Annotated in this window: 11 protein-coding genes and 6 pseudogenes; 6 read left to right on the forward strand and 11 right to left on the reverse strand. The window is 60.2% G+C overall.

Annotated features, from left to right (window positions below):
- Positions 1 to 357: 357 nt before the first annotated feature.
- Positions 358 to 801 carry a site-specific integrase gene (locus XI08_RS20100; RefSeq protein WP_179880113.1) on the forward strand — a complete coding sequence of 148 codons (444 nt, stop codon included), beginning with the start codon at positions 358 to 360 and terminating at the stop codon, positions 799 to 801.
- Positions 802 to 924: 123 nt separating this feature from the next.
- Here XI08_RS20100 and XI08_RS20105 read toward each other — a convergent pair whose 3' ends face one another.
- Positions 925 to 1281 carry a transposase gene (locus XI08_RS20105; RefSeq protein ID WP_271575658.1) on the reverse strand — a complete coding sequence of 119 codons (357 nt, stop codon included), beginning with the start codon at positions 1279 to 1281 and terminating at the stop codon, positions 925 to 927.
- An 85-nt stretch (positions 1282 to 1366) separates the two neighbouring features.
- Complete coding sequence (locus XI08_RS20110; protein ID WP_271575659.1) at positions 1367 to 2515, reverse strand: ISL3 family transposase; 1149 nt, start codon at positions 2513 to 2515, stop codon at positions 1367 to 1369.
- A 185-nt stretch (positions 2516 to 2700) separates the two neighbouring features.
- Between XI08_RS20110 and XI08_RS20115 the strand changes: the two genes are divergently transcribed.
- The 3 genes and pseudogenes from XI08_RS20115 to XI08_RS20125 form a co-directional block, all read left to right on the forward strand.
- Entirely contained in the window at positions 2701 to 3123 is a 423-nt protein-coding gene (locus tag XI08_RS20115) for a tyrosine-type recombinase/integrase (RefSeq protein WP_245570283.1), read from the forward strand.
- Complete coding sequence (locus XI08_RS20120) at positions 3120 to 3566, forward strand: hypothetical protein (protein WP_442869846.1); 447 nt, start codon at positions 3120 to 3122, stop codon at positions 3564 to 3566. The genes XI08_RS20115 and XI08_RS20120 overlap by 4 nt, the downstream gene beginning before the upstream one ends.
- A pseudogene (locus tag XI08_RS20125) lies at positions 3563 to 4204 on the forward strand (tyrosine-type recombinase/integrase); the annotation flags it as partial. The gene XI08_RS20120 and the pseudogene XI08_RS20125, both read left to right, overlap by 4 nt.
- A gap of 5 nt (positions 4205 to 4209) precedes the next feature.
- Here XI08_RS20125 and tnpC read toward each other — a convergent pair.
- From tnpC to XI08_RS20160, 7 genes and pseudogenes are all read right to left on the reverse strand, one after another.
- A pseudogene (gene tnpC / locus XI08_RS20130) lies at positions 4210 to 5554 on the reverse strand (IS66 family transposase); the annotation flags it as partial.
- A 32-nt stretch (positions 5555 to 5586) separates the two neighbouring features.
- The gene (locus XI08_RS20135) at positions 5587 to 5760 is read right to left on the reverse strand and encodes a hypothetical protein (protein WP_179880118.1); all 174 of its coding nucleotides are present in this window, start codon (positions 5758 to 5760) and stop codon (positions 5587 to 5589) included.
- Positions 5761 to 5844: 84 nt separating this feature from the next.
- Entirely contained in the window at positions 5845 to 6057 is a 213-nt protein-coding gene (locus tag XI08_RS20140) for a hypothetical protein (protein WP_271575661.1), read from the reverse strand.
- A complete protein-coding gene (locus XI08_RS20145; RefSeq protein ID WP_271575662.1) occupies positions 6041 to 7294 on the reverse strand; it encodes an IS4 family transposase in 1254 nt (417 codons plus the stop codon). The genes XI08_RS20140 and XI08_RS20145 overlap by 17 nt, the downstream gene beginning before the upstream one ends.
- A gap of 169 nt (positions 7295 to 7463) precedes the next feature.
- Positions 7464 to 7893: pseudogene (locus XI08_RS20150) on the reverse strand (transposase domain-containing protein); the annotation flags it as partial.
- 474 nt (positions 7894 to 8367) lie between these two features.
- Complete coding sequence (locus tag XI08_RS20155) at positions 8368 to 8787, reverse strand: SET domain-containing protein (protein ID WP_097670016.1); 420 nt, start codon at positions 8785 to 8787, stop codon at positions 8368 to 8370.
- A 336-nt stretch (positions 8788 to 9123) separates the two neighbouring features.
- Positions 9124 to 10329, reverse strand: a pseudogene (locus XI08_RS20160) (IS110 family transposase).
- Positions 10330 to 10569: 240 nt separating this feature from the next.
- On the opposite strand from XI08_RS20160, the pseudogene XI08_RS20165 reads away from it, so the two are divergent.
- A pseudogene (locus tag XI08_RS20165) lies at positions 10570 to 10773 on the forward strand (integrase core domain-containing protein); the annotation flags it as partial.
- A gap of 2188 nt (positions 10774 to 12961) precedes the next feature.
- Here XI08_RS20165 and XI08_RS20170 read toward each other — a convergent pair.
- Both XI08_RS20170 and XI08_RS46395 read right to left on the reverse strand, forming a co-directional pair.
- Positions 12962 to 14311, reverse strand: coding sequence for a hypothetical protein (locus XI08_RS20170; RefSeq protein ID WP_271575664.1), 1350 nt, complete (start codon positions 14309 to 14311; stop codon positions 12962 to 12964).
- A 296-nt stretch (positions 14312 to 14607) separates the two neighbouring features.
- Positions 14608 to 14745, reverse strand: a pseudogene (locus XI08_RS46395) (IS256 family transposase); the annotation flags it as partial.
- Between the two features lie 1031 nt (positions 14746 to 15776).
- On the opposite strand from XI08_RS46395, the gene XI08_RS20175 reads away from it, so the two are divergent.
- Positions 15777 to 16400, forward strand: coding sequence for a J domain-containing protein (locus XI08_RS20175; protein WP_271575665.1), 624 nt, complete (start codon positions 15777 to 15779; stop codon positions 16398 to 16400).
- Positions 16401 to 16909 lie beyond the last annotated feature (509 nt).

Consider the following 16909-nt stretch of genomic DNA (forward strand, 5'->3'; position numbering starts at 1 on the left):
CGGCGTTTGGTCGGTTCGGCATAGTTCGTTCTGTGCCTCCGCTTTCAACAGCGGAGAACAGGAAGATGGAAGTTGAAGAGTACTTGGGCAGAAGCCGGCTGTACCGGCGTCTCAGAGCCGGGCCGCACGGACAGTTCGTCGAGCGCTACGCCGCTCGTCTCGTCGAACAGAGGCTCGTTCGGCACGGCACGTGGCGTTGCCTCAACGTGGTTGGCGGGCTCCTGAGTTGGATCGCGGGGCCGTCGCTACAAGCTGGTCGATCTCGATGAGCAGGTCGTTGAGCGGTGCCTCCGACATCGAGGCGGGAGGCAGTCTATCCAACCCGGTGACCGAGCAGCGCTCAAGCGATGGCTGTCAGTGCTGCGCGAGGAAGGCGCGATCGCGCCGTTGGTGCTACCGCCTCTCACCCCGAACGAACGGATCTTCGAGGAGTTCGATGCCTACCTGCGATCAGAGCGCGGCTTGGCCCCGAGGTCCATCGTCCGCCATCTCCCAGTCATCCGCAGGTTCCTGCACGAGGTGTGCTCCGGCGGCGCCGGCGCCCTGTGCAAGATCAGCCAAGAGGACGTGATCCGCTACGTTGAACGCCACGCCCAGGATTGGAGCCCGGGAACAGGCAAGGCGATGTGCTGGTCGTTGCGTGCCTTTCTCCGTTACCTCCACCATCGGGGGCTGAACTCGCGCTCGTTGGCGGATTGCGTTCCATCGATGCGCCGATGGAAGCTCGCAACTCTACCGACCTATCTGCCTGCCGCTCAGGTGCGGAAGGCTCTCGACGGTTGCGACCGAGAGAGACGGTGATGGGACGGCGCGACTACGCCATTCTGTTGTTGCTGGCCAAGCTTATAGCGCGACAATCAGGGGTTCTTCCGCACATTTGGTGCAGCTTGAGTAGCTGGGGTTGGACAGGTTGCCCGGTCATACTCAAGCAGCCAGAAGGACGCGTCGACGCAATAGCGGATAGCTTGCCCGGCCATACATTTGTCGTTTGATGGCTTTGATCCTGCTGATCTGGCCTTCGACCGGACTGGTTGTCCAGGGGGTTGTTATTGCCGCTCGGACCGCGTCGATGTCGCGCGCGATGCCGTTGGCGAAGCTCTTGAGCTCGCTGGTGGCTGCTTGTGCGATCCATTTATCGAGCTCGGCGATGTCGCTGCCCCTGAGAAGAGACACAAACCGCTTCGCTAGCTCTGCTGTCGTGGCGAGTTCCGGAGCTCGCGCAAACAGGTGACCGAGGAACAGCCTGGCGTCAGCATCGATCTGATCCAGATCCCGACTCAAATACCAAGCACAGCGACGACGCGAGGGAGCTTTCCAGGTTGGGTGCGGTTGTGCTGCTCCTCCGGAGCCTGCATGTGCACGCCTGTCAGCGGCCCATCGCGCGACGGTCACCCGACTTCCAGTATAACCCTGTTGCTGAAGCTCGCGCCAAAGCTGCTGGCCCCCCCTGGCAGCCGGAGGCCCACCGCGCTTCGAGCCATGCCGAGAAGGGCGCGAGAAGATGTGAAGGTCTGTGAGGACGCGAATGCTCTGGTTCGCCGCCAGCGGCCAGCCAGCGCTGAACCGTGCGCCTGTCGACGCCGAGCAGTTGGGCGATCCCAGATGTCGGGCAACCTTGCTCGCGTAGGCGACAGATTTCATCCCAGCGTTCGCGTCGTGCAGCCTTTCGATCCGCCCGCAATTGTGCAAGGCCGGGCGGGAGCGTGGAACTGCCAGTCTTCGGTCGTTGCACGGACGCCATGATTTGCACGGCGGCGGCTATGCTGTGACGATGGCGGCCGACCGCGTGGCGCAGGGCCTCACCCAGACTGTTGAGCAGGTGCCAGCGGTCCGCCACCTGCACCGCGTCGGGTGCGCCGCAGCGCGCGCCATCAGCATAAAGGCCCGCACGGTCGCGCGCGACGACCTTGATCTCCGGCCAGCGCTTCAGCCAGCGCGCAACACTGTCGGCATTACGATCGGGAAGCAGGTCAAGTACGCAATTGCGCTCCAGATCGCAGATGATCGTTCCATATCGCTGGCCACGACGCCAAGCCCAATCGTCGATGCCGACGACGGTCGGGGCCACGAAATCCGGCAAGGAAGCCGAGTGAACCATCCGGAGCAAGGTGTCGCCACTGACCGGCATGGCCAGTTTGCGCGACAGGCGCGAGCCGGGTTCTCCGCCGACCGCAAAGCCCATTGCCAGTAGGCTCTCGCCGAGGCGGGTTGTGCGTCTTGCTTTCGGCCGCACCGTTGCCGGTAGCCGCTCGGTGAATATCCGACGCGGGCATTGCGGATTCGCGCATCGAAAGCGTCGCGCCTGAAGCCGGATTTCGACCACTCGACCTTGCCACGGCAGATCGGCTAAGCGTCGCACGTAATGGCTGTGGACGCGACCCGTCTGGCCGCCGCAACAGGGACAGAGCGAGACCGCTGACTTCGGCCGAGCCACGAGCACCACCCTATCCGTCTGGGGAAGGATCTGGACAATCGAAAGTTCGGGGGAAACCAGCGAGCGGAAGGCATGGAGCAAGGCGAATCACGGACGTCGACTGCGATTCCGACCTTATGCCCTTATTCGCACTGTTCGTGAATCCTGCACCCTGCACCAAATGTGCGGAAGAACCCCTGATTGTCGCCGGAGTCTCACCTTGATCGCCGCCGTGCACCAAGCTCGGCCTGCGGGCCGACGAGGTTGCGACGCTCACCCTCGACGATATCGACTGGCGCGCCGGCGAGATACTCGTTCGCGCCAAGGGCCGACAGCGCGCTCGAATGCCGATACCGCCAGACATTGGCGCGGCTATCGTTGCATATCTGCGCAATGGCCGCCCAAAGTCGTCGTGCCGACGGCTGTTCGTCCGCACACTCGCGCCACACGTCGGCTTTGCTTCCGGATGCGCGATCACCATGATCGCCAAGGCCGCTCTCGATCGCGTTGGAATCGAAGGTTGCGCCCACCGCGGCGCCCATATCTTCCGACATAGTCTCGCTACAGAGCTTCTCCGATCTGGGGCGACCTTGTCGGAGATCGGACAGTTGCTGCGGCACGAGAACCACGACACCACCCGGATTTACGCGAAGGTCGACATCGATGCGCTGAGAACATTGAGCCTGCCCTGGCCGGGAGGCGTGCAATGACCGATCTGCGCTCCGCACTCGATAAGTACCTGAGCATGCGCAAGGGGTTGGGAACGAGAACCGCGCTGCGCGACTACGCCCACCGGCGCGATGCGCTGCTCGGATCACGCTGCGGCTCGACCTTCTTCGTTGCCGAACAGGGAGGCCGATTGCTGCACCAGTACGTTCATCGCGTCTTCTGGCGATTGTCCAGAGAGATCGGGCTGCGGCGCCCAGGTGATCGTACCGGGCCACGCGTGCACGACTTCCGTCATCGCTTCGCCATCCGGACGCTGCTCGACTGGTATCGCGAAGGCAAGGACGTCGAGCAGCAACTCCCAGTTCTCTCCACTTACCTCGGCCACGCCTGCGTGCGCGATACTTACTGGTATCTCTCGGCCTGCCCCGAGTTGATGGAAGAAGCGGCGCGGCGTCTCGATCGGCGATGGGAGGTGACGCCATGAAGCCCGCCTGCAATGTCGCCACGTTGATCGAGCGCTTCTTCACCGAGCGCCTCATGCGCCAGCGCAATGTTAGCGCCAACACGATCGCCTCCTACAGGGACACGTTCCGGCTGCTGTTCATGTTCGCACAGGTGCGGCTGCGGAAGTCCCCATCGGCCCTGACGCTCGCCGATCTGGATGCAACGTTCATCGGCGCGTTCCTCACCGATCTCGAGGTAAAGCGCGGCGCCAGCGCGAAGACGCGTAACCTGCGTCTGACGGCCATCAGATCCTTCTTCAGGTTCGTGTCCTTCGAGGAACCGGCACACAGTGCGCTGATCCAGCGCGTGCTCGCCATACCGAGCAAACGCCATGACAAGCGACAGGTGCACTTCCTGACGCGCCCCGAGATCGAGGCGGTTCTCGCCGCGCCCGATCGAACGACGTGGCTTGGTCGCCGCGATCACACCTTGCTGCTGGTCGCGGCCCAGACGGGCTTGCGCCTCTCAGAGCTGACTGGCCTTGACCGGGATGCCGTCCACCTCGGGTCTGGTGCACACGTACGATGCGTCGGTAAAGGGCGGAAGGAGCGGACCACTCCGCTGGTCGAGCAGGCCTACGAGCGGATGGTGGCTGCCTGGAAGGAAAAACCCAGAAAACTTGTCGCCAGCTGACGAAAGAGCTTCTCAACACCATCCGTGGAGAGACACACGCGTCCATCTTCCAGGAACAGCGTGAAGCTCGCTCAGCGCTTCAGGATATAGTTGAACGCCTTGGCCAGGTCGTGCCCACGGGAGAGCTTGGCGAGCTGTTCCCGCATGTAGACCTGAAGATCATCGACCAAGGGACGGCTCAGCGTCTGCCGCATCTGAAACGCTCCTCCGCACTCCTGCCATTGATGGAGCGTTCGATCTCGAACAGCGCATCGATCCGGCGCACGACCTCGACCGCGATGGGCGAGAGCGGGATCTCCTTTTTGCCGGCAGCCTTGCGCCGCGCATTCTCTTCGATGTCGGCCATGGCGAAGAACGGACGCCTTCCATGCGACCAGCAGGCAGCCTCCCGGATAGGTCCGGGCTGGCGTCCCGCCAGATAGAGTTGGTTGTACCCGTCATAGGCGTCGGCCTGCAGGATGCCGGCATCTCGGGCCAGATGCCCCTGGGGATGCTCGCCCTTGCGGTTGCGGGAGTAATAGAACATCGCCTCGGCGGGCCGGCTCCACCAAATGGCTTGTCGTCCCGCACGTAGATCCAGCACCGCCCCGTGTCGGTCTCACCCTTAGCCAGCACCGGCACGGTCGTATCGTCGGCATGAAGGCGCTCGGCCGCCATGACATGGGCCTCAAGGCGGCGCAGCAACGGATCTAGCGAGGCACAGACCGCCCCAACGGCATCCGCCATGGTCGACAGTGCGATCGGCACGCCTTCCAGAGCGTAGCGCTCGGCCTGGCGGTTCAACGGCTGATGTTGGCCGAACTTCTCGAACATGATCATGGCCAGGAGGCTCGGGCCAGCCCATCCCCTGGCGATGGCATGGAATGGGGCCGGCGCCTGGCTGATCTTCTCGCAGTCGCGGCAGGAGAACTTCTCCCGAACCGTCTCGATCACCTTCCACTGGCGCGGCACCACTTCCAGCGTGCGGGTCACATCCTCGTCGAGCTTGCGAAGGCGATTGCTGCCGCAGCATTCACAAGCCGTAGGCCCATCGATCACCAGTTCCCGGGGCAGATGCTCAGGGAAGGTCTGGCGCTCGGCACGCTGGCGCGCAAATCCACGCACCCTCGTCGTCTTCGCCACGGCCCGTTCCGCCGCAAGCTCGTCCTCGGTGGCGTCGGCTTCCAGCTCTTCGAACGTCAGCGCCAACTGCTCGATCAGCCGCGCTGAACGCTCTGACCGTTGCCCATAGATCTGATGTTTTAGCTTGGCGATCTGCAGCTTCTGCTGAATCCGCAACTGAGTTGGCGACCGCAGAGCGCGGGCTGATCTAGGAAAATCTGCGGTTGCCGGCATTTTGAGGAGTCCCAACGCGTCCAACTTGTGATTCACTGCGTCGCATGGATGCTGATCGCGACGCTGTTCCGGATGACGTTGCCGCCCTGAAAGAGGCGCTGGCAGTCGAGCGCGCGAAGGGTTTGGAGGTCGCCGCTGAACTCGCGGTCGCCCGCGCGAAAGCGTCGCAAGACGAAGCGCCGTTCTGGTCGATCGAAGATCCGCAATCGGTGTGTTCGCAGAGCATCATAGTGTCTCACGTGAGGAGCTGAGTACGCATACGACGAAGCTTACGATTACCCACATTTTGGTCAGAGTTTCGCGCCCGTTGCGATATCGATGAATCGCGATAATCCGCGCCACATGATCAGATTCCCTGGTGGCGGATCGTTGGCGCGGGCGAGATAGCCGCCGAGCCTGGCGATCTTGATGAGATAATGCGACAATGTCTTTCGTTGTGCGCTGACTGGCGTCTTGTCTTTGACGAGCCGATCAAGCAATTGGATTTCAGCTTTGGTCAGCACAAATTCCGGTGAGGCATTTGGCGCTGAACGATTGAGCATCGTCATCCAAAAAAATGCGCCAGCTCACAATGCAGAATACCGAGATCAGATTCGTCAATCGCTGAGCAGTCCGCAGTTGCGAGTCCTCTGCCCTACATCCGGATTTGAGTATCTTGTGGAAGACCTCGATCTTCCATCGCAGGGAATACCATTCGAGTTTCTCGATCGCATCCCCGCGCGATTGCACCGGAAGATCGGTCAGGAGTTTCCATTCAATCTTCTTTCTGTTCTTTGGCGCTCCTCTTTCGTCAGCGTGGATCACTGTCAAAGTCAACGCTGGATACCGCGACTGCTTGCCTATCGGTGGTAGAATACGGATTTTACGATACCGGATTTCAAGAACAGCCTGGTCTGGATTGCCCTTGCTATCCTGGACTTCGATCCGATGGAGACCTTTGACCACGACCTCGTCCATTATCGTTGCAACCGTATGGTTGCCATCGCCTGCCAGGCGATTGACACAGGTCCTTACCAAGAAATGCGTTCCAACCTCTTGGGCGGCGCAAAACAATTCATAAATATCGGCCTCACGATCACCGATATGGATGCACTGCGATGGGTCCTCGAAAAGCTCCGTGGATTGCTTGAGGTTCTCCAGCCACCGAATGCTCTCCTTGGTTTCAATGGGGATCCGTGTCAGGTTGACCTCGCGCCTGAGCGCAGCGACCCCTCTGAATTTCTTTCTGGTCCAGAACTTCACGGCGCTGAGCCCCAGCGGAAGCCCCTCGAGGGTCACCGCAAGGCTCGAATGCATCAATATTCCGCATGTCGTGTATGTTTGGGGTTTTCCGTCCAATCTTCGAGAGTTGCTTTTGGGGATACGCTTAATCATCCCGATCAGATCCGGGCGCTCTCTTTGATAGGTGAATTCGGTCGTATCATGCAGGACAAGAACAGGCCCTTTCGCGGCCGCGATACGTTCCCGCGTCGATTTAAAATGACCAGACAGGATGTCGGCCTCGCTTACTCGTTCATTGGAGAAGAAACGATAGGCCGCCTTGGTGTTCGCCCAGTCTTGGCAAACCATCGGAATGCTCTGTCCGATGTCTCCACCAATCTGCTTCAGCAGCATGCGAAATCTCTCGCCAAGTCGAGCGTCCTGGAATTCGCACAGCGCAGCTTCACGGTCAAACCAGGTCACCGCGTCAGACGCCAACCGATGCGCCTTCTCATCCCGGGCGCGTGAGGTCAGTCCCATAGAGCACCTCTTCTCGAATCAGGTGCCCATCAAAGAATCACGAGCGATTCTGGCAGACTCAAGTTTTTCGACTCACTGCACCTCAAAAATGTGGGTAATCGTAAGACGACGAAGACCGCCTGATTGACGCATGCGCGCGGGCACAGCGAGCTCTATGATCGGTCGAAGGTCAGTGGCCTGCTGACCCGGCGGGCTTATCGGCCTGGCGCAGGAGCTTCCATTCCCAGGGCAGAAGTTCGTGCAGGCGCGACCCGGGAAGATCGGCGATCCGGGCCAGGACCTCGGCGAGCCAGGCCTTGGGATCAACGTCGTTGAGGCGATAGATCGTGATCATCGTCAGCATGATGGCGACACGGTCGGCGCCGCGCTGGCTACCAGCTAAGGTCTAGTTGCGCCTTCCCTGCCTCTCAATGCGCGCTCAGCGCATTAGTGAAGCAGATCTTGCCATCGTATAGGAAGTGGGCGAAGTCGTCCCAGCGCCTGAGCATGTAGTTCATAGGCTTCAGTACGTCGGAGGAGCGCGAGAGGGTTTCGCGCTCTCGCAACAACCAGGCGTGCATGTCCTGGAGAAGCGACTTGCTTTTTCCTCTGCGCTGCGCGCGGAAGTAAATCGAGGGGCAAAGATCGAGCCGCAAGCGATCTCATCAAGTGCGTTTGTGAACAGCACATCTGCGGCTCTGACGTTAAGCAGCCCATTCAGCGCATGCTAAGAGACTGTGAGGCTCAGTTCCTGCGCCATCTCAGCAGCGATTGGGAATTGATCGAGCGTCGTCAGATTCTGAAGTAAGTGCGAGATCAGGGGCATCTGCGGAGATCTTGCGTAGGGTAGGCTCTACAGATGTTGTGAACTCCACGTCGCGGCAATACGTCATCGAAAGCACGCGCCGGGACGTGGCCCACCGCACTTAGCGCGCCAGTGATGTCGAACAAGGCCGCGCTCGCAATGATCTTCAAGCTCGAGGAGGCTGCCGCAAAAGCTGGGTCGGTCGATGGCCACAATTAGTTGCCGAAACTCTTCCCGTAAATTTCGCCGACGAATCAGCCGTCAGACCGCGAACTCAATCCACTGCCGCCTAGCCCGTTGGGGCATCAACATTCACCGATGGTTCTTCATTCCACGATAAGTCACACGTCGGATCGAAAAACAAATAATTGCGAGTCAGTTCTTCACCAGGTTGTACGTCACGCGCCGTTAAAAGTCGGCAATGATCGTCTTGATATGTGTTTGGCTGACTGCTGTGGTTCATGAAGCGGGCGTTGTCGGCATTGTACTCTATAACACCATCATTTGCCTTGTAGTCTCTTGGATAGGCATGCTTATCAAGTAGAGCTCGAAATGTTGGAGCTAGAGCTTCGTACTGCTCAGGCGTCACTGCGATGTCAACGATTGGGTTGTGAATCCATATCAGCGAACCTTTGGGCAAAAGCGTCGCGGAGAAAAGTCCAATACCGCCAAACTGGTCTGGCTTTAAAACAGTTTCGACAATCAACATTAAGGAAGTCTCCCCTAACACTCAGCAAGCTAACTGACCTGAGCCGCGAAATCTCCTGCACAAATCGGTAGGGTCGTCTAATCGCGCCTCCGTCCCGATTTGGATTTGTTTGCATTTGTTGCGGCAGCGGCTGCTGCGGATCGCCTTGTACGGGACCGCCGACTTGTCGGTGCTGGAAGGCGGCTGCAAGTCAGTGGGATTCCGAGCAAAGATCCGCGTCGATCAAGGCGGCGAGTTCCTGTCGCGCGATCGTGACCTGTAACCCTACCAGCGTCGCGATACGCTTACTTTCTCGGCCGCCGGCAAGCCAACCGACACGGATGTTGTAGACAAGCCCTATGTCGCGGAGGCCTTGCTGTGTCGGGATCGTGGCTTTGCCCGCCACCGGGACGTGAACCTCGTGTACTCCTTCTCGGCGGATTCCACGCGTGCTCGTTCCTCAGCCCTCTTCGCGGGGATGTTTTAATCATAGGCCGATCCACGCTTGGCATGGCTGGTGGGTAATCCAGCGCGCAGTTCGATGCTCCGGAACTTGCGCGCCAGCAGGGCCGGCCTGGTCCAGATGTAGTCAGTGCTCTTGGTCAGCATATGCCAGATGATCATCGCCAGCTTCCGCGCCGTCGCGACTGCCGCGATGTGCTTGCCGCGTCGTGAAGCCACGCGCTGGAAGAATGCACGCAGCGGTCCCGGCGAACGGGCTTCGACGAGCATTCCGCGAGCTTGGCCGCGGCCCTGCTTGGTGATCCTGCCATGGTAGGCGGAGCCCTCGCCAGACTGCCTTACGCTCGGGTTTAGCCCCAGGTAGCTCACCAGCCTGGTCGGATCGGCAAAGCGCCGAATGTCGCCGACGGCCGCGGCCACGCCCGAAGCCACCGTCATGTCCACACCCGGGAGCGTCATCAGCCGCCGAATGATCGGATCGGACATCGCTTCACGCGCGATATCCGCCTCGACCTCCTTCAACGAACCCTGGATCAGGTCGATCTGCGCCAGGTGCCGCTCGATTGCGGCACGCTCGTCGGCAGGTACAATCTGGGCGGCGATCCACCTGCGACCGCTGATCCCTACAAGGTTGAGGTGTGGACAGGGCGGAATGAGGTGGGCGTGAAGGATCGACTGAATGAGGTTCTTCAAGCGTACCCGCTGACGCACGAGCTGCGTACGGCGCGCAACTTGCCGTCGCAGGGCCATAGTGCGCTGATCGGGTACCCAGACCTCCGGAAGAAATCCGGTGGCGTACAACTTCGCGAGCACGGCGGCATCAATCGCATCCGTCTTGATCTTTGCGTGCGCGATCCACCGCACCTGCTTCGGGTTGGCGATGACAACACGGTCGACATACGGCGCCAGAACTTCGACAACGGCCGCGGCATTGCCAGTCGCCTCGACGACCACGTGATCATCATGGGTGAGTTCCTTCCTGGCGAAAGCCTCCAAGCTGTCACGAGTCATGGGAATGCGGCCGAGCTTCGTTAGATGTCCCTCGAGCAGCGCCACGGCCTCGGCCGCCACGCGATGGATGTCCATGCCAATGATGCGCATCTCTCCCTCCATGGTCAGTGCGAAAGGGAGCTGCGGGCAACACGACAATTACGGATCCGCGCTCGCAGCGCATCCGGGCTAGTCGCAGGGGCGGCCAGATAACGACCTCGAACTCGCAGTTCATGTCAGTGCGACGGCCTGCCCGCACTTGCGTGCTCCCGGTGCCCCGAGGCCCGGATCGGTCTACGCTAATGGGCTAGATCCAGTCTGGAAACACGGGACACCGGCTACATCATGCCGGATAACGCGTTCATCGAGGCCTTCAACGGCCGCTTCCGGGCGGAATGCCTCAACGCCCATTGGTTCCTGTCCCTTGCAGACGCCCAGGAAAAAGTGGAGACTTGGCGCAGATACTATAACGAGGAACGGCCCCACGGGGCGATCGGCAATCGGCCGCCGATTTTGCTGCAAAATCACGCCGGCGCCACCAGCCCGCCAACGTGATGAGAGGCGCAAAACTCTAGTTCTGGCTGGTCCAAAGTTCGGTCTCGCTGCACACGGGACAGCTCTACTCTTGGCTGGTCTAAAGTTCGGTCTCACTGAAAATCCCGAGATGTAACTGCTGCCATATGAAAGTTCAGTGGCAGGTTAGGTGCGGGATAATTCTCGGGCGTATCCACCGTATCGGTGACCTGTGAGGGATCTAGCGCTGGTGGTGCGCTCCTAGACCCCTGGTCATCGCCCGCGCTTCCGCCGCGATGCAGTCCTGTGAGGACGCCAGATCTGCACTAAGCGTTTGGCCGTAAGGGATATCAGCCGATTTGCCGAGCCCCTGTCCCTCGACTGCTAAGCACCAAACCGGGATGCTGGCGTGGGAGTGAGCAAGGAGGGCTTATGCGCTTTGTCCGAAGCCGCAGCCCGTCGCGGGCTGATTGTCTCAAGCTTATCGGCCAACTCGCCAAGCCCGGCTGCAGGCGGCGCATGAACGAATTGCGATGTTCTCCGCATCGAGACCCCAGAGCGGACCTGAAGGCAGAGTAGATCGTTTCCCTAAATCGAAGGGCCATCTCAAGCGCTCATGGCCACGAGGTAATCGAGCCATAACCAGGGCTGCCTTATTCGCTCGGCTCGTTCCTCTGAGTGCTTCTCGGCCAAGCCGTGATCGCGCCAGGTGTCAAAAGAGAGACGACACTCGTGCCAGAAAGTACTCCCCCCCGCGCTCTATTCCTGAGCCCGGACACTGAAACACGCAACAAACGCACGGCACGGCCTGCGCACCATTGGCCCCGGCATCTTTCAATGCGGCGTTCGTCGATCCGCCGCAAGGGCCATGCAGACGCCTTGCGAAATTGAGCACCTCGCCCGAGTCGAGACGGCCCCGATGACCCCGGTCGTCGTCGCGGTGTGCCCGCCTGGTGCTGACTTCGGCCGGGAAGGCCTGCACGATCAGCTAAGCTAGAAGATTGTCGCGGCGATCGTCAATTGAGGCCGGCAGGAAGTGCGAAACGCCTCGGCCTTCGCGCCGGCGAGCCTTGCTCTATGATTTGTCTCGGCATCAAAGTACGCGGGAGATGTGCGGTCGTGCACATGATGGCCGCGATATGGCCTAGATGGGGCAGCAGCCTCGGGCTGGAGTTCCTGATGTTGACATTCAGCAGCGCAAGCTGGTCGCGAACAGACACAGCTCTGGTGCTCGGTAACGATGCTGTCGCGGGGCTTGTCTTTGGGGCGCTTCGCTATTTGAACTCCTCAAACACTATCTGGCCGATTTGATCAGCCGGACAGAGGTCGCTGCGGCTTGCTCAGCTTCATCTTGCGCTCAAGCTCCTTGACGCGATAGGTCATTTCAGGTCGTCATCTTCGACGGGCAGAGTAGTGCCGAAGGCAGCCCGCGCTGAACCAAATCCTTATCCCGAACAACGCGGCTCTCATCAAAGCGTCAAAAACCGGAGTAGCGACAGATACTTCGCGGTCTATGCACTGCTCTTGCAGATTTCAGCGACTATCTCCGCCAAAAAATAGGAAGGGCATTGCTGGCGAGCTTTCCGCGGGCACGTTGAATGCACATGTCAAGAGTATAACCAGGACAAGGGCGTTGGCGGCAGCGTTGGGGTAGCACTGCGCGAGCTGCGGAACACCTCGACTGGGCTAAGTGATGACACGGTATCCCGGACCATTGCTGACCCCTGAGATATGTACTGAACGGCTCGAGGCGGATCGACGAGGTGCCGGGCAGTGCCTCGTTGGCCAGAGGAGCTTTCTGCCGGTACGCCACGACCAGGATATGCATCTGAGGCTAATGGACGACCAACATCCATCTGCAGCTAGCTAAGCTCAGCCGACGCCTGTTCAACGGGCACGGAAAGCAGCCTCTTTACTCGGAGGATGCGTCCCCCTGTCTCGGGGCCGAGGCCCCAATCAATGGCAGTGCTGTAAAACGCAACGGTAATAATACCGTAGGTGTTCTTCGCAGCTTCGGCGCTCGGAAAGATCAAAGGGCGATGGCTGTGCGGCTCAACGAGGAGCCGCACAGCGATGATCGCGCAAAGTTAATCGGGCCGGGTAGCGCTCACCCGCGCCCGGGGAACCGCGCCAAGCTCCCAAGACGCGCTGGAGCAAGCTATGATCCAATAAGAAGTCCAATACCGAAGCTATGTGGACGGGCTCCTAGCGTGGGATTGCCCCTCGGCATCTACATTGTCGGGTGATGAATGAGCCGAACGTCGTTGGGCCCTCCCGGCCCTAGGAGGGCGGTGTAGAGCTCGCCGCGAATGTCGTATTGCTTTACCGGCTGCGCCGCGTCCGGCAAGAGGCCCCAGCGGCCGAGCATCGAGAGCATCGTGTGCGAGGCGGGTTGGGTGCCGTGCGAAAAATTCTCGGGAACGGCGAATGATGCAGCATAAACCTCGCGGGCCGCCGGGGACGTCCTCTCAGCCCTGGAGGACGCCGGAGCGGCATGCTCCATCGAACGTCCAAGCAGCGCTGGTGAGGCTCGATTTGCTGGCTGCGCGCTGGGCTGCGGAACGTTTTCCGCTCGAGATCCGAGAGGAATGGCAGGGCCTGGCGCATTGAGTGGGGTGCTTGGCCTCATCGCCGCCGCGGGCACGAATAGCGCCGTGTAGCGGTCATTGTGAACGATAAAGCTGTTGGGTCGGCTGTCCTGGCTCGGCGGGATGCCGCTACGGTCAAGCGCAGCGGACGCGTGCTGGTCGCCCTGCCGGAAATTGAAGGGAATAACGGCCGATTCCGAATGCAGCCCTTGGTGATGACCCTCGGTTGGCTCGAGAGACGCCGATGGGCCGGCGTTTCCCACCATCGCCCACAGCAAATCCTGATCGTCGCCTTCTGCAGGAAGGACGAGCGGACCGCTGGCCTGAAGCGGTGCGTCGGCGCTTTCCATCAGCACACGCGCCATTGAATTGCCCGGCTCGCTCAGCTGGCGCTCAATGGCATCCAGTTCCGGCTGGCTTAGCGTCCTCTGCCTCTTCCCAGGCCTCAACTCACCGGTGTAATCCTCACCCATGAGGGCCTCGTGACTTGAAAAGGGAGCGCTCCCGGTCAGCTCGTTCCGAGCCTGCTGGTAGCCGTCGCTCCAGTTGAACTGGAGAACGGCTTTGCCGCGATCCGGTCCCTGGTGGTCGCGCGCGGTTGGGAGAGACGATGTTAGGGTCGGTTCGCTCATCATCCCCCGCAGCGGGTTCTGATCGTGACCTTCCGCAGGCAGCTCTTTCGGCCAAGTCCAAGCTTCCCGCGGCGCGCTGTGCTGGGCAGCGGTGTCCACGAGGTGTCTGGTGACGGCGTCTTCGGGATGAGGACCGTGGGCCCCCTGGTGCCCAAGTTCCAAAGCCTCGATGAGGCTACGCTCTTCCTCAGACAGAGGAAGATAGTAGCGATCTGAAAAACCAGGAATCTCTGCAACGGCAGGGGCATCAAGCTGCGGCACTTCATCCAAGTACGGCTCAAATTCCGCTTGCTGCTGTTGCGGTTGTGACACTGCGGCGTGGTCACGGTCGAATGGGTTGATGCTGTTAAATGGGTCCATGTCAACTCCCCGGGTTTGAGTCGGTTGGCAATGCCGAGCCGATAGTGTCGCTCTCTCTCGCTCTATTAGGACCAGCTGTCGACAAGCTGACGCGCTTAGAGACTTACCGGATTGTGATCTCAGATCAGTCATTTCGCCGCTCCTGACCGCGACTGGTGAGGAAGCGGAGCGGGCGGTATGGCTTTGCGTGTTCGGGACGAGCTCAACGCCCTCGGCACTCTGACGACGCCACGATCTCGGCAACTGTTTGGGCCACTTCAGTCAACGCATCGTTTTCGACGCCACCTCGATCAGCTCACCATCAATTTTGCGGTTTGTGGCGACAACGGTTCCTTGGCTCGCACGCTCGGTTGCCGCACCGCGGCGGATGCTCTCGATCGGATTGTAGTTCTCAGCTGGCTCTGGTGCTCGGCGGGAAAGTCATAGAAAGCCAATGGGCTCCAGATTGGAGATCCTTGTCCGGTTATCAAGGTCACGCGCATGTTTGGCGCGGCTCTCGGCGAAGGTATCAAGTGCATGCTCCGCGACCGCCCGGCTTGGCGCCATTGAGATACTGCATGGCCTTCTTCTTGCCGCTCCGAACCAGCTCGGGATCTCTTTGAGCACGTTGACGGCCCTTTTGCTGCCAGCGCTCGTATTCGCCCTGCGATTGGTCATTCAGGCCCAAGATCACTGAAAGTGAAGGTTCGTTGCATCCTTTCCAGCAGGGCCGAGAGCGCCTCCTGGATCGCCTGCCGACATACCGCTTAGCTAAGGGGCGGGCAGCAGGGGATCGAGGTTCCTGGTCCGCCGCGCTCGGACTGGCAAAATCACCGAGGTGAAGCGGATCCAACGGGCGAGCTGCTTGCGCGCCGGTCCTCACCTTGGGCCTGGCAATCTCGATCGCGCCGATATCCTTTATGTTGCGCGCCGGGCGATAGCTGTGCCGCACGGCCTGGCGCGACATCCGCGGCGGCTTCAGCTCGCCGGCGTCTCGAGAATGTGGCAGTTCAGTCTCGACGGCCCGGACGAACAGATCGCGCGCGATGTTGCAGGAATTTATAGCAGTGCATGATCGACCGCAGACGGCTGACCGAAGGGCAGGATGTTGATCGTCTCCTTCGATCGTATCGGCTCCCTGGAGAAGTTCTCGCAGCTTCGCCATCCGCCTGGATACGCTGCCTCTCTGAGCGCGTCATTACCCTTCCTGTGCAGCTCCCGTTTTCTTTGTATTCACCCCCGGTCCCATTCAAGACCTCTATGTGCAGAACCCGACAGCAATTGCAATCGAGTCGATCTGAATCGCAAAGAGATGATTGTCTGAACCAAGCTCGCAAGTCCTGGCATGTCGATTGCTAGGAAGTGCCTGCTACATCATGCCACCAACTAGACGCAAAGGCCGAGACAGATCCAACTTGCCGTCCAAACCAATTCTCTAGCATACAAGCGGCGCTGTTAACTGCCGCTCCGCCAGCGGAGCAAGGTCATGCTGATCGACACATCCAAAATCTTCGATTCCATTCGCATCAACAAGAAGGAAGCGGCGGAGCGCCAGATTGCGGCGCTGTGCGAATGGCCTGGTTGCCAGAACAAAGCTACCCATCCGGCGCCCAAGGGCCGCGACAATGCGCGCCAATATTGGCACTTCTGCATCGACCATGTTCGCGAATACAATCAGTCCTACAATTTCTTTTCGGGGATGGATGCGGAAGCGGTCGCGCGCTACCAGAACGACGCGCTGACCGGCCATCGTCCGACCTGGAAGATGGGCGAGAACATCAGCGCCCGTAAAATGGCCGGCAACGCGGCCGATCTCGAGGACGACTGGCATGCCCTCTGCACGCTCCTCGAGCTGAACGGACGCGCCGGTGTCCGCCCCCGCTTGGAGGCCAAGCCTGAGGCGCGCAAGATTTTGAATGCCGAGCGGAAAGCGTTGCAGGTGATGGGCCTGAATGCCAATGCGACGCTCGGGGACATCAAGGCGAAGTACAAGGCGATGGTCAAGCAGCACCATCCCGATGCCAATGGCGGCGACCGCTCTACGGAGGATCGCCTGGTCGAGATCATCAAGGCCTACCATTACCTGAAGACTGTGGTGCGCGAGAGCTAGCCCGGACCCGACTTGAGCGGCTTCACCCCACACGCCGCGACGTAGCCCTTCATCGTGTGAAGGCTGCATCCGAGCTGGCGTGTAATCGGATTCAGACCCCCACGCCTACGCCCGAGAGGCGCAGCATCTCCGTCACGTTTGCCTGAGTTGTTATCAACAGCGCGCCCCGGATCAATCCACAACGAGCCTTTGATTCCTTCTTCTTTCATTTGCTCTCTCCTCGGCTTTGCAAGGAGGGGCAAGTCCTCACGACGCCTAAGGGAGCGGTTCGCAAAGGGCCCCACAGCAAGCGCCGAAAAGCGCCGGTCCTCGGCTGCTCAAAGACCCCGCAAGACTAAACTGCTGCTCCGCTGCTCGACTTCAAGGACGGAAAGCCTCTTGCTGGATTTGGCTTGCGCCTTAGGACCGCACTCACAGGCAGCACCCATCCGCCTTCCGCGTCAATGCAGGTGAGGCAAGTGGCCCTTAATCACGCTCTTGATCCATATCAATTCGATGTCACGCCTGAG

The organism is Bradyrhizobium sp. CCBAU 11361 (assembly GCF_028128935.1).
Classification (GTDB): Bacteria; Pseudomonadota; Alphaproteobacteria; order Rhizobiales; family Xanthobacteraceae; genus Bradyrhizobium; species Bradyrhizobium niftali.